11 protein-coding genes and 1 tRNA gene are annotated in these 12,384 nt (G+C 34.9%); 5 read left to right on the plus strand and 7 right to left on the minus strand.

The features are described from left to right. The first annotated feature begins 24 nt into the window (after positions 1–24). Positions 25–852, plus strand: a complete 828-nt coding sequence (locus tag ACQH3L_RS02050; RefSeq protein ID WP_006279354.1) for a cytochrome c oxidase subunit 3 — start codon at positions 25–27, stop codon at positions 850–852. After that, positions 853–1,341, plus strand: a complete 489-nt coding sequence (gene ruvC / locus ACQH3L_RS02055; RefSeq protein WP_038199503.1) for a crossover junction endodeoxyribonuclease RuvC — start codon at positions 853–855, stop codon at positions 1,339–1,341. It abuts the gene before it with no gap. A 44-nt stretch (positions 1,342–1,385) separates the two neighbouring features. Here ruvC and ruvX read toward each other — a convergent pair whose 3' ends face one another. Beyond that, positions 1,386–1,853 carry a Holliday junction resolvase RuvX gene (gene ruvX / locus ACQH3L_RS02060; protein WP_010082183.1) on the minus strand — a complete coding sequence of 156 codons (468 nt, stop codon included), beginning with the start codon at positions 1,851–1,853 and terminating at the stop codon, positions 1,386–1,388. Positions 1,854–2,726: 873 nt separating this feature from the next. Here ruvX and gatB point away from each other — a divergent pair. Next, on the plus strand, positions 2,727–4,151 hold the full coding sequence (gatB, locus tag ACQH3L_RS02065) for an Asp-tRNA(Asn)/Glu-tRNA(Gln) amidotransferase subunit GatB (RefSeq protein ID WP_010962393.1): 1,425 nt from the start codon (positions 2,727–2,729) through the stop codon (positions 4,149–4,151). A gap of 224 nt (positions 4,152–4,375) precedes the next feature. Beyond that, positions 4,376–7,570: an ankyrin repeat domain-containing protein gene (locus ACQH3L_RS02070; protein WP_425384925.1), complete on the plus strand. Its 3,195-nt coding sequence runs from the start codon at positions 4,376–4,378 to the stop codon at positions 7,568–7,570. Positions 7,571–7,661: 91 nt separating this feature from the next. Here the strand turns inward: ACQH3L_RS02070 and ACQH3L_RS02075 are convergent, their stop codons facing one another. The 6 genes from ACQH3L_RS02075 to ACQH3L_RS02100 form a co-directional block, all read right to left on the minus strand. Then, positions 7,662–8,081, minus strand: a complete 420-nt coding sequence (locus ACQH3L_RS02075) for a YqaA family protein (RefSeq protein ID WP_010962395.1) — start codon at positions 8,079–8,081, stop codon at positions 7,662–7,664. A gap of 6 nt (positions 8,082–8,087) precedes the next feature. Continuing rightward, positions 8,088–9,461 carry a cysteine--tRNA ligase gene (cysS, locus tag ACQH3L_RS02080; protein ID WP_010082300.1) on the minus strand — a complete coding sequence of 458 codons (1,374 nt, stop codon included), beginning with the start codon at positions 9,459–9,461 and terminating at the stop codon, positions 8,088–8,090. Beyond that, positions 9,454–10,110 (minus strand): exopolysaccharide biosynthesis protein, encoded by a 657-nt coding sequence (locus tag ACQH3L_RS02085; protein ID WP_425384926.1) that lies wholly within the window; start codon positions 10,108–10,110, stop codon positions 9,454–9,456. Before ACQH3L_RS02085 ends, cysS begins: the two co-directional genes overlap by 8 nt. A 90-nt stretch (positions 10,111–10,200) precedes the next feature. Further along, entirely contained in the window at positions 10,201–10,857 is a 657-nt protein-coding gene (locus tag ACQH3L_RS02090) for an exopolysaccharide biosynthesis protein (protein ID WP_010962397.1), read from the minus strand. 166 nt (positions 10,858–11,023) lie between these two features. Beyond that, positions 11,024–11,191 carry a twin-arginine translocase TatA gene (gene tatA, locus ACQH3L_RS02095; protein ID WP_006013840.1) on the minus strand — a complete coding sequence of 56 codons (168 nt, stop codon included), beginning with the start codon at positions 11,189–11,191 and terminating at the stop codon, positions 11,024–11,026. A 128-nt stretch (positions 11,192–11,319) separates the two neighbouring features. Then, positions 11,320–12,093 carry an ABC transporter ATP-binding protein gene (locus tag ACQH3L_RS02100; RefSeq protein ID WP_425384927.1) on the minus strand — a complete coding sequence of 258 codons (774 nt, stop codon included), beginning with the start codon at positions 12,091–12,093 and terminating at the stop codon, positions 11,320–11,322. Positions 12,094–12,240: 147 nt separating this feature from the next. Between ACQH3L_RS02100 and ACQH3L_RS02105 the strand changes: the two genes are divergently transcribed. Then, a tRNA-Arg gene (locus ACQH3L_RS02105) sits at positions 12,241–12,317 on the plus strand. The last annotated feature ends 67 nt before the right edge of the window (positions 12,318–12,384 follow it).

Genomic DNA, 12,384 nt, shown 5'->3' on the forward strand with positions numbered 1-12,384 from the left:
TTAATAAGTATTTTTTAAAATGCTATGAAAAGTAAAGAACATGATTTTCATTTAGTGGATCCAAGCCCTTGGCCAATTGCTGTATCAGCAGCAATTCTTATTCTTGCACTTGGATTAGTTGGCGCGCTTCATAAACAAATTGTCGGAATGTTTTGTTTAGTTTTGGGAATCTCCGCAGTATCAGGGGTGCTGTTTTATTGGTGGAGAGATGTAATAAGGGAGGCCATTTATGACAAATGTCACACTGCCATTGTAAAACATGGACTCAAATTTGCAATGTACTTGTTTATTCTCTCGGAGGTCGTATTTTTTATAGTGTTCTTTTGTTCATTCTTTAAAGCCTGGCTTGATCCAGTTTTTTTATTTGAGGCGTTTTCTCCTGCAAAAAAAGTTGAATGGCCCCCTGAGGGAATTTTGCCACCTGATCCGTGGTCACTACCATTCATGAATACATTAATATTATTGCTTTCTGGTACAACAATTACTTGGGCAAATCACTCTTTACTTAAAAATGATAAAAAGAGCATGATTAAAATGCTGTCCATAACTATATTGCTTGGAGTTTTTTTTATAATAGTGCAAGCAATAGAGTATCATGAAGCGAGTTTTTCTCTACAAGAAACAGGAGAAAAGCTTATTTATACATCCAATTTTTATATGATTACCGGTTTTCACTGCGCACACGTTATAATAGGAATAATATTTTTATCAGTGTGTTTATTTAGAGCACGGAAAGGCCAATTTACACTTCAGGACCATTTGTGCTTTGAGTTTGCCTCCTGGTATTGGCACTTTGTAGATGTAGTCTGGATATTTTTATTTTTGTTTGTCTATTGGTTAAGCGTTTATTAAGTGGTTAAAATAATAGGTCTAGATCCAGGAATAAGCAAGACTGGGTGGGCCATTATCAGCCTGAACGAAAAAAATAATATTGAATTTTTGGGCGGCGGTACCATATCAACTGATGGTAAATTGGGTACAGGTGAACGCCTACATATAATTTTTGAACAATTAAAGAAAGTAATTTCCCTATACTCTCCGAATGAAGCTGCGGTGGAGAAAATTTTTGTTAATAAAAATCCTAAATCTTCACTAACTTTAGGATATGCAAGAGGGGTTGTAATTTTAGCGTTAAAAATAACAAAGCTAACTATGAATGAATATGATGCAAACTATGTAAAAAAAAGCATTACCGGAAATGGCCATGCTGATAAGGATCAGATTATATTTATGGTGAAGCAAATAGTTAAAAATTTGAGTATAAAATGCCACCATGCTGCTGACGCTCTTGCTGTAGCAATTTGTCATGCTTATACGAAAGGTTCTTGTTTTGTTGAGTAACTTTTATATGGGATTCAGTTTGAAGATTTCCAGATCTGGAAAAACTATTTGATTGTATTTATCTTGTCTAACGTTCGTTGCAAAATAATACATGCGGAGATTTTATCATCTATTTTTTTCGATTTTGTGATTGATATTCCAGTAATTTTTAGTGTATGAGTTGCGATAGATGTTGAGAAGCTTTCGTCTTGTAAGTATATATTTACTTTATATTTTTTTATTATTTTATTTGCGAATTGGATTATAGTTTTACACCATTTAGTTTCTTGCTCGTCCATTTTTAATGGTAGTCCTATTACCATTGATCCAGATTCATTTTCTTTGAATATTCTATGCAGATAACCTAAATCTTTGCTCATATTTTTTCTGTGATATATGCTATGAGCTGTGGCTATGAGCTGTGTTTTATCGCTAAATGCTATGCCTATTTGCTTTTCTCCCATGTCAAGGCACATTATGCGCTTATCTTTTGGAATAGACTTTAGAAACTCATCTGGATTTCTATGTAGCATCTATTAGACTTCCTTTAAAGTGACCTTACCAAAAAAGTGGAGAGAAAGTTAAGAAAATTTTTTACAAAAAGAATAATGAATCAAATTGCTCAGGAATGCAATAGACTTCTTGCATAACCCAAACTAAGTAGAAAAAAGGTATCATCTAAGTAGCTGACACTGGTTTCCATCCAAAAGGGCAGTGCCCCTATGATGTCATTCCAGTGCTTGACACTGGAATGACAGCAATCCTACGTCATACCGCAATTCATTCGCGGTATCTCGGCCGCTAACAAGTAGCGGGATGACGGTTATCGTTTAGCTACAAACATTAAGAAATTTACCAAACGAAAAAAAAGGCAAAAGAAGCCCCGTGGTTGGCTAGTTACTTACATTATACTTTCAAGTATGGCGTTTTTTTATTCTAAACACTTAATAACCGCGATTCAGTTGCTTTTAAACCGCAACTAATCTAAATTATAAACGTTAAGAAATTTACTAAACAGAAAAAAAGGCAAAAGAAACCCTAGGGTAGCTAGTTATTCACTATCCATTTTTTAAGCTGGCGTTTTTTTATGTTTTAAACGCTTTATAAGCGCGTTTCAGCTTATGTAGGTAGAAGTTTGATAAAGACATAAGGTGCACATAGTGCAAAAAATTAAACATGAGACGCCAGATACGTGAGTTTTTTTGTCATTTAATCTGTACAGAGAAGATAAATAAATAGCTTCAATTTTATGATAAGAGGGCTGGCGAAGCTTGTCAAGTAATCTTTTGCATTTAACCCGTTTCTATGGGTAAAACAATCTGCATACCACTTAGCTAACATGAGTTTTGTTTTGACTTTTTGTGCTAATTTTGCAGAATATTAAGATTATCATTTAAATAAAATACATGACGAAAGAGGATTGGGAAGCGGTAATTGGGCTTGAGGTGCATGCTCAAGTTTCTTCTAATACGAAGCTATTTTCTAGCTCATCAACGGAATTTGGTGCTGAGCATAACACTCAAGTTTCTCTAGTTGATGCGGCAATGCCAGGTACGCTGCCAATACTAAATTATTACTGCATAGAGCAAGCAATACGCACTGGTCTTGCACTTTCTGCAGAAATTAATAAGTATTCTTACTTTGATCGGAAAAATTATTTTTATCCTGATTTACCGCAAGGTTACCAGATAACCCAGTTTTTTGAGCCAATAGTTAAAAATGGTAGAGTATTTATCAACGACAATGAAAAGGAAATAAGAATTGCGAGAATTCATTTAGAGCAAGATGCAGGAAAGAGCGTTCATGAGGAAAGCAAAACTTATGTAGATTTAAATCGTGCAGGGGTTGCTTTAATGGAAATTGTTTCAGAACCAGATCTCCGTTCATCTGCGGAAGCTGCAGAATGCATGAAAAAATTGAGGCAGATTTTGCGTTACATTGGTTCGTGTGATGGTGATATGGAAAAGGGATCACTTCGTTGTGATGCAAATGTTTCTGTCCGCCTAAAAGGCAGTAGTACATTTGGCACTCGTTGTGAAATAAAAAATCTGAACTCGATACGTTATATTGTGCAAGCTATAGACTATGAAATACAAAGACAAATTGAAATTTTAGAAAGTGGAGAAGAAATAAGTCAAGATACCTTATTGTTTGACGTTGCTTCGGGAAAAACAAAAGTGATGAGAAGCAAAGAGGATGCAAGCGATTATAGATACTTCCCTGAGCCTGATTTATTACCTGTTGAGGTAAGCCAGGATAAAATTGATTTAATTCAATCATCTTTGCCCGAGTTGCCAGATCAAAAAAAGCTGCGATACATTGAGGAATTGGGTATCAATGAATACGATGCAAACGTCATTACCTCCGATAAAGCAATTGCTGATTATTTTGAGGAATTGATAAAAAAACATGATTCAAAGCTCGCCGTTACCTGGTTAACCGTAGAGCTTTTTGGTCGTTTGAATAAAGCAGGTATTGATATTGTGAGCTCCCCAATCAAAGCAAATGCTTTGTCCGAACTCTTAGATTTTATCGTTGATGGAACAATCTCTGCTAAACTTGGCAAGCAGGTATTCGATAGTATGTTTGAAACTGGCAAACCTGCATCTTTAATTATAGAAGAGCAAGGCCTAAAACAAATAACCGATAGAGGTCAAATATCAGAAGTTATCGACAAAATCATCAATAACAACCAAGATAAAGTTCAAGAATACAAAAGCGGTAAAACAAAGTTATACGGATTCTTTGTCGGCGAAGTTATGAAACTTACCAAGGGAAAAGCCAGCCCTGATGTCGTGAATTCAATTTTGAGTGAAAGATTAAGTAATTAGTCACATTTTTTTATTTACATAACAGCACATCTCGTAGATATTCTCAGATTTACGCTACGATATCTGTATATCATGACATATAATTTTTTACCATTTGTTGGTACTATTTTTAAAATTATGTGAGGTTGAGGATGCTTGAAGATCATCCTGTTTAGGGGGCAAAATGTTCTCGCCATGGTATTGACTATCAAGAGTTGTGGCTCATATTATTTCTCATGCGTGTGATGGATAAAAAATGTCCTTTCCGCTTAGCTACAGAATTGAAGTCAGCTGCAGGCTTTGATGATGTTGTTCTCCAATGTAAGCAAAATAAAACAACAATACATAGGTTTGTGCAAGTCAAACACAAACAAGATGGAACTGAAAAAATCAGTGTAGGTAGCTTATTAACAAAGAGTGGTGAGTTTAATTTGTTGAAATACTTTATTGCTTATTTAAAGATCAAAAGTAATGGAAAGTTTAAGGGTGAGATGAAGTATTTTGCTATTGTTACGAATATTGATTTTGATTTCACAGATTCAGCACAACATGAAGTGAGAAAGCTGAGAATGATGTCGAGTGGAAAGAATAAAGAAAAGGAAATTTCAGTTATAAGAATAGACACACAAGATGAGTTTCTGGATGTAGGTGATGGTGTAAGATATAAATTTGATAATAGTATTATCTCATACTTGCAGGAAAATAAGGATTTTATAAAGGGTAAGGTAGGTAGAGAAGTCAGTGATAAAGAAGTCGAAGACTTTTTAAATGAACTAGTGTTTGCGGTTAATTTGCCCAATGAAAGTCAGCTAAAAGAATTGTTTAAAGGTGAGATGAGTGGTAGATTGGCCAAAAAGTTTGGCTATGTTGGTGACAATGAAATCTTTTGCAATGACCTTCTGGAGAAAATATCAGACTGGGTGAAAGATATAAAAGGACGTTTTCTTTCGCCAGAAGAAGGAAAAGAATTTTTCCAAAAAGTGGAGCTATGGGCCAGCACTCCATGTGGGATAGAACGAGGGGTAAAGAAAGGGAATAAAGGAATTGATAAAATAGCAAAACAACAGCATAAGGATAGTAAAACACTGAATGAAATACATGCAGCTGTAACAGCGCAAAATAACAAGCAAAGACCCCATAAGAAACCTTATGGTCCTCGTGACAAAAAATCGAAAGCAAGAGAAGAAGGAGATATAGAAGAATCAGATGAATTTGATGAAATAGAAGCTTTAGAATTTGTTAAAAGGGCTTTGAATATAGAAAACAATTTACAGAATAAGGAAATAAAAAAGCTAGCACAGGAACTACAATATTCCCAATTGGCTTTAAAACTAGCGGTTACATATATTAGTGAAGAAAATATTGTATTTAGTCATAGGGGTAGAAAAAGGATTAGAGTTGGTGGCTATCTGAAAAAGTGTGAAAAGATAGCAGAGAAGCTACTTGACTTTAAGTCCGAATATAAAAGTGATCGTTATGCTAAGGCAACTTTCATAACTTGGAAAATTACAATTGATGCTATAGTGCAAAAAAAATTTGGGCCGGAAGCATTGAGCATTCTCGAGATAATGGCCTATTTTTCTCCTAATGAGATTTATATAGAAGAAATCTTTTCACAGCAAGTAGCTAATGATAAAGAAGCGTTGTGGAATGCTGTTGAGTTACTTAATCGATATTCAATGATTAAATTAAGGAAAGGAGTAGTAAATATTTACAGACTAGTGCAAAAGGTGACTAGATTAAAATTACAAGAGAAAGGCCGAGAAGAAGAGGTCTTAAGGAAAGCTCTAGAATTGATAAACAGTTATGATGTATTAATAGATAATTCTATTGTTGCATCTGTTTGGGGATATGTGAGTAAGTATGGTGAGTTAATTGACGAATTTTACTTTAATCCTATTTATGGTAAATGGAAATATACACCGTTGCATTCACTTGCCGAAAGTGGCAGTTATGAGGCAGTTAGGTGCGTATTAACACATATGGAAGAAAAACACCCAGATAAATTTAATTGTATTGTTAATGCTAGGGATGGATCTGACAGCACTCCATTGTGTTCAGCTGTTGAGAGTGGAGGATTGGACATAGTGCAATATTTTATCAATAAGGGTGCAGATGTCAATGCTAAGAGCAGATATGGTATCACTCCGTTACATCAGGCTGTTTATGATGGAAGGGTTGATATAGTAGAATACCTTATAGGCAAAGGGGCGGACATTAACGCTAAAGATGAAAGTGGCTTCACTGCGTTACACTGGGCTACTATGATGTATAGGGTTGACGTGGCTAAGGTACTATTAAAACATAATGCAGATGTTAATGCTAAGGATAAAGATGGCGATACTTCGCTACATCTTGCTACTAAGATGGGTAGGGTTGCCGTAGCTAAGGTACTATTAGAACATAATGTAGATGTTAATGTTAAGAACGAACAAAATAGAATTTCGCTGCACTATGTTGCTAGAAGTGGAAGTATAGAAACGATAGAATGCCTCATTGAAAAAGGTGCCGATGTTAACGCTAAAGATGAAAATGGCAACACTCCGCTACACTTTGCTGCTATTATGGGAAATTTTGACACGGCTAGAGTGCTACTAAAACACAATGCAGATGTTGATACTAAGAATAATAGGGGAATGACAGCATTGCATTATGCCACTGATTTTGATCACCAAGAACTTGTGGAGTTACTTTCAGCTCGTGATACAAATTCTATTGACGATGGGATGTGTATGGTTGCTTTAGCTAAGACACTATTGAAACACACCACAAATGTTAGTGTTAAGAACGAATGCAATAAAACTCCACTGCACCATGCTGCTAAAATTGGAAGTGAAAAATTAACAAAATACTTCATTAAAGAAGGGGATGATGTTAACGCTAAAGATGAAAATGGCAACACTCCGCTACACTTTGCTGCTATTATGGAAAATTTTGACACGGCTAGAGTGCTACTAAAACACAATGCAGATGTTGATACTAAGAATAATAGGGGAATGACAGCATTGCATTATGCCACTGATTTTGATCACCAAGAACTTGTGGAGTTACTTTCAGCTCGTGATACAAATTCTATTGACGATGGGATGTGTATGGTTGCTTTAGCTAAGACACTATTGAAACACACCACAAATGTTAGTGTTAAGAACGAATGCAATAAAACTCCACTGCACCATGCTGCTAAAATTGGAAGTGAAAAATTAACAAAATACTTCATTAAAGAAGGGGATGATGTTAACGCTAAAGATGAAAATGGCAACACTCCGCTACACTTTGCTGCTATTATGGGAAATTTTGACACGGCTAGAGTGCTACTAAAACGCAAAGCAGATGTTAATGCTAAGAATAATAGGGGAATGACAGCATTACATTATGCCACTGATTTTGATCATAGGGATCTTGTGGAATGGCTTTTAGCTCATGGTGCATCCATCCTGTGACTACTGAAATTTTGCATTTAATTTATAGCTCCGCTTCTATCAGGGCATAGGATGACAGAAGTGGGCTTTAATGGCTGTAGTACTATAGCTGTTATACTCCAAAAGTAAGTATTAGATATAACAAATAGAAGAAATTAGATAGAATGATTAAAGGGGCAAGGGTATAAAGGTTTAACTTAAAATAACCTGATAAAATTTGAATCACACTTCCAAGTGCTGGCACCCATGAAAGTAATGTAACTGCACAAATCAGTAGATTTTTTACGATTTTTGGTGTTTTATGCTCGTTCTCTAGTTTGCGGTATGATTTTCGTATAGAGATTGTTATTCTACCTAAATACCAGTTAACTATTCCACCAAGGCTTGATCCTAGTACTCCAAAAAATAACATCAGTAGTGGAGTGTGATACGACCTGAAATAAAGCATGGTATTGAACACAAAACCTTGATGTATGGGTAAGACTAATGATGATACTAGACTATCTGTGAATAACAGAAAGTAATTTTCCATATGAGTTTACCAGGTTGTTGTACCATCTTCATTGTCAGAAATTGTAATCCCCATTTGTTTCAACTGATCCCTTATTTTGTCTGCAGTATCGTAATTTTTATTTTTTTTTGCAATTTTTCTTAAGTCTATCAACCTTTCTATTTCTTGATGATTTACATCCACAGCAAACCACTTTTCATAACTTGACTCAAGAAGACCAATAAATCTGGCACTCTTAACAAAACTCTCAGTTAATTTTAGCTTTTCACTTTCATTACTCATTTTGTTAATTTTTGCAGCCATTTCATGTAATATAGCTAGAGCTTCAGGAATGTTTAAGTCGTTTTTTAAAGCGTCTATAAAATCTTTAGAAATCTCTGCGTTACTTTCATCAATATTTATTGTATCTAAACCACGTGATAGCCGATAAAATTTATTTAAGGTTTCCTGTGCGTCAGAAATAACGTTTTCTGTCCAATCAAGTGGTTTTCTGTAGTGAGTTTTGAGCAGTGCATAGCGTATTACTTCACCCTTTATTCCACTATCTAGCAAATCTCTTACTTTGACTATATTAAATAAGGACTTGCTCATTTTCTCTTCATTTACTGTAAGAAAACCGTTATGTATCCAGTATTTTGCAAACATTGATCCAGCAAATGCAGACTTACTCTGTGCAATTTCATTTTCATGGTGAGGAAATTGTAAATCTATGCCGCCACCATGAATATCAAAATCTTTGCCAAGGTAAGCATATGACATTGCTGAGCATTCTATATGCCATCCAGGTCTGCCCTCTCCCCATGGGCTATTCCAATAACTTGAAAGTTTGTAGTCAATATCATTTGCAGGCTTCCACAGCACAAAATCTCCCGGGTGCTTTTTATTTTCATTAACTTCAACTCTGCTACCTGGAACCAATTCATCAGTTTTTTTTCCTGATAAAGCACCATATTCATGGTAAGATTCTATATTAAAATACACATGTTTGTCAGATTCATAAGCGTGGCCTGATTGCAGCAAATGTTCAATTAATTTTATAATATAATCTACGTTTTTCGTTGCTTTTGGCTCGTGTGTTGGCTCTGCACAATTTATGCTTCTCATATCTTCATGAAAAGCCTTGGTGTAATATGTGCTGATACTTTCTATGTTGCTATTTTTTTCACTTGCTGCATTAATTATCTTATCATCAATGTCGGTTATGTTACGCACATAGGTAACTTTGCCATAACAAAACTTAAGTAGCTGAAATAACACATCATACACAACAACAGACCGTGCATTGCCTATATGTGCTGTGTCATATACTGTTGGTCCGCAAACATACATTTTCACATGATCTTTATCGATAGGTGTAAAAAGCTCCTTTTTTTTTGTTAAGGTGTTGTAAAGCCTAACCATATACGAAGCTTTTGAGAAAAGAAAATGCCCCAATGATAAGTTGTGGCCCTTTGACTACTACAACAAGAGTAAGCAATAGCCCACACAATGATATTAAAACTCCCAATATGGATAGAAACCCATCTTTACTCATAATGCCAAGCGAAATAAGAGTCGTACCAATTGCAGGAATGAAGTTAGTAAGAGGCAATGGAAGAGCTATCGATAATGCAGAAAGCAACATTACAAAAGCTAAAATCTTTTCACCGGGCCCATAGAAAATAAAAGACATTCTTGGTTTCATGAACTTTTCTATTTTTTTTAATGCTGGAGAAGTTTTCTCTACCACAAAAGCTAGTGTTGAACGCTGAAAAGATCTTCTTTCTAGCCAACTGGGCATCCAAGGAGAATCAAATCCAAATAGAAGCTGCAGTGAGAATAAGATTAAAGGTATAGAAAGAATAGTTGTATAACCAGGTGGAACCGGTATAGGCACCGATAGCGGCAAGGAGAAGATGATTATTAAAATACCAAAACCGCGCTCATGCAAAGCTGTTTTAATGTCAAACAAAGTTACTTTATTGCTATCATTGTTATTGGTATCTGCAACCTCTTTTAGAATATCAGAAGCTAATTTATCACTTTTAGTCAACTTATCATTTTTTGACACGAAAAACCTTTGATAAAAATAATTCTTAACACAATTATTGTTTTATTTCAATATGCATTATTCATTTTGCGCTAGTAATTCGTTCTTTTGTTAAAGTGTTGTAAAGCTTTTAAGAAGAGAAAGTGCTCCGGTTATAAGTTGTGGTCCTTTGACTATTACAACAAGAGTAAGCAACAACGCGCACAATGATACTAAAACTCCCAATATGGATAGAAACCCGTCTTTACTCATAATGCTAAGTGAAATAAGAGTTGTGCCAATTGCAGGAAGGAAGTGAGTAAAAGGTAATGGAAGAGCTATTATTATTGCACAAAGCAACATCATAAAAGCCAGAATCTTCTCACCAGGCCCATAGAAAATGAAAGACAGTCTTGGCTTCATGAATTTTTCTATTTTTTCTAATACAGGGGAAGTTTTCTCTACCACAAGAGCTAGTGTTGAACGCTGAAAAGATCTTCTTTCTAGCCAACTGGGCATCCAAGGAGAATCAAATCCAAATAGAAGCTGCAGTGAGAATAAGATTAAAGGTATAGAAAGAATAGTTGTATAACCAGGTGGAACCGGTATAGGCACCGATAGCGGCAAGGAGAAGATGATTATTAAAATACCAAAACCGCGCTCATGCAAAGCTGTTTTAATGTCAAACAAAGTTACTTTATTGCTATCATTGTTATTGGTATCTGCAACCTCTTTTAGAATATCAGAAGCTAGTTTTTTATCTTTAGTTAGTTTCTCACTTTTTTGCACAATTATCCTTTAATAAAATATTCCTCTTAAGCTAACATAGTTGTTGCTGTATTTCAATATTTGTTATTTATTTCATACCAACACTTCATCTCTTTCATTCTTTAACCTGACTAAGTTTTTAAACAGATGACATGCACTAAGGTGCATGTCACGAAGTATGAGGACGCTAACGATCTGGTTCATTAGACGATAATTTTTCTGAGTCCTTAAGCTCCTGTTTAAGGTTTTTGATGCCTTTTCCTAAATCACCCATAACTTGCGGTAATCTGCCTGCACCAAACAGAACTAAAATTATTATTAAGACTAGAAACAATTGCCATGGTCCTAAACTCATTTTCACCTCCATTTAAAATATTGACCTTTAAATATTAAAACTTGACTGAAGTCAAGTAACACATAGATTATATCACCTTTATTTAATTATAAATCAAGGTTTTTTAATTATTTTATAACAATCCCAAACTAGATTATTTTCTTGCAGCGAATAAGTGGAAACTTTTCGCTTAACTGTAGAGTAGAAGAGAGCTCACTAAAAAACTTTGCTAGCGTATCATCTTTAGGCTTATGGTATATATCGCTAGAAACTCCTGATTGAATAATTTTACCATTTTTCATTACGTAGATAAAATCTGCAACTTTCAATGCTTCTTGCGGGTCATGAGTTACCATTAGCACAGGGATATTTTTACTTCTAAAAAGGGACAATATATGTTGTCTTATTCGGCACTTGAGCAGTATATCTAAATTAGAAAATGGTTCATCTAACAACACAACATCAGGGTTTTGTGCCATCACTCTTGCTATTGCAACTAATTGTTGCTGTCCTCCAGATAAGGCGTTAGGGTACATATTTTCATATTTTTCTATATTGAGTAACTTCAAGATTTCCAATGCAATTAGGTGCTTTTCTCTCTTGGAAGAGCTGCGGATAGCAAAGGTTATATTTTCTACTACTGTTTTATGAGGAAATAATGCAGAATGCTGAAAAATCAATCCGATATTTCTATGCTCTATAGCGACTGATGCCTTATTACTTGCAACTAACCTATCATTTATAAAAATAGTTCCAGATTTTGGATTTTCTATCCCCGCAATTAATTTCAAAATTGTTGACTTGCCACAGCCAGAATGCCCCAATAAACATGCAACATTTCCTTTCTTTACTTTAATGTTTATATTGCTTAAAGTAAAGTCGTTTTGATTGTTATAGAAATAACCAACATTGTTAACTAGCATTAATCTTACTTAAACCATGTTATTAAATATAATAGCATTATACTCAAGAAGTACAGAAATGTTTTTTGTCGTCATAAATTGGTTATGCAAGAAATCTAGAAAAGAAAGGATTTTTTGCTATAACTTTACATGAATGGTAGGAAATACGGGACTATAGCTCAGCAGGATAGAGCGTTGGACTCCTAATCTGAAGGTCGTGCGTTCGAATCGCACTAGTCCCACCACATTGCTTCACAAATTTTATGGAGATTTTTTTTCACAAATACGCACACCTTTTTTTGCGGTTTTAAG

Origin of the sequence: Wolbachia endosymbiont (group A) of Sturmia bella, from assembly GCF_964030905.1 — a bacterium.
In the GTDB taxonomy this organism is placed as follows: Bacteria; Pseudomonadota; Alphaproteobacteria; order Rickettsiales; family Anaplasmataceae; genus Wolbachia; species Wolbachia pipientis.

What these genes read in the sequence shown, in the direction of transcription:
- ACQH3L_RS02075 (WP_010962395.1), bottom strand. Translation starts at nt 8,081, where the DNA reads ATGGAAAATTACTTTCTGTTATTCACAGATAGTCTAGTATCATCATTA.
- ACQH3L_RS02070 (WP_425384925.1), top strand. Translation starts at nt 4,376, where the DNA reads ATGGATAAAAAATGTCCTTTCCGCTTAGCTACAGAATTGAAGTCAGCT.
- cysS (WP_010082300.1), bottom strand. Translation starts at nt 9,461, where the DNA reads ATGGTTAGGCTTTACAACACCTTAACAAAAAAAAAGGAGCTTTTTACA.
- ACQH3L_RS02100 (WP_425384927.1), bottom strand. Translation starts at nt 12,093, where the DNA reads ATGCTAGTTAACAATGTTGGTTATTTCTATAACAATCAAAACGACTTT.
- ACQH3L_RS02050 (WP_006279354.1), top strand. Translation starts at nt 25, where the DNA reads ATGAAAAGTAAAGAACATGATTTTCATTTAGTGGATCCAAGCCCTTGG.
- tatA (WP_006013840.1), bottom strand. Translation starts at nt 11,191, where the DNA reads ATGAGTTTAGGACCATGGCAATTGTTTCTAGTCTTAATAATAATTTTA.
- ruvX (WP_010082183.1), bottom strand. Translation starts at nt 1,853, where the DNA reads ATGCTACATAGAAATCCAGATGAGTTTCTAAAGTCTATTCCAAAAGAT.
- gatB (WP_010962393.1), top strand. Translation starts at nt 2,727, where the DNA reads ATGACGAAAGAGGATTGGGAAGCGGTAATTGGGCTTGAGGTGCATGCT.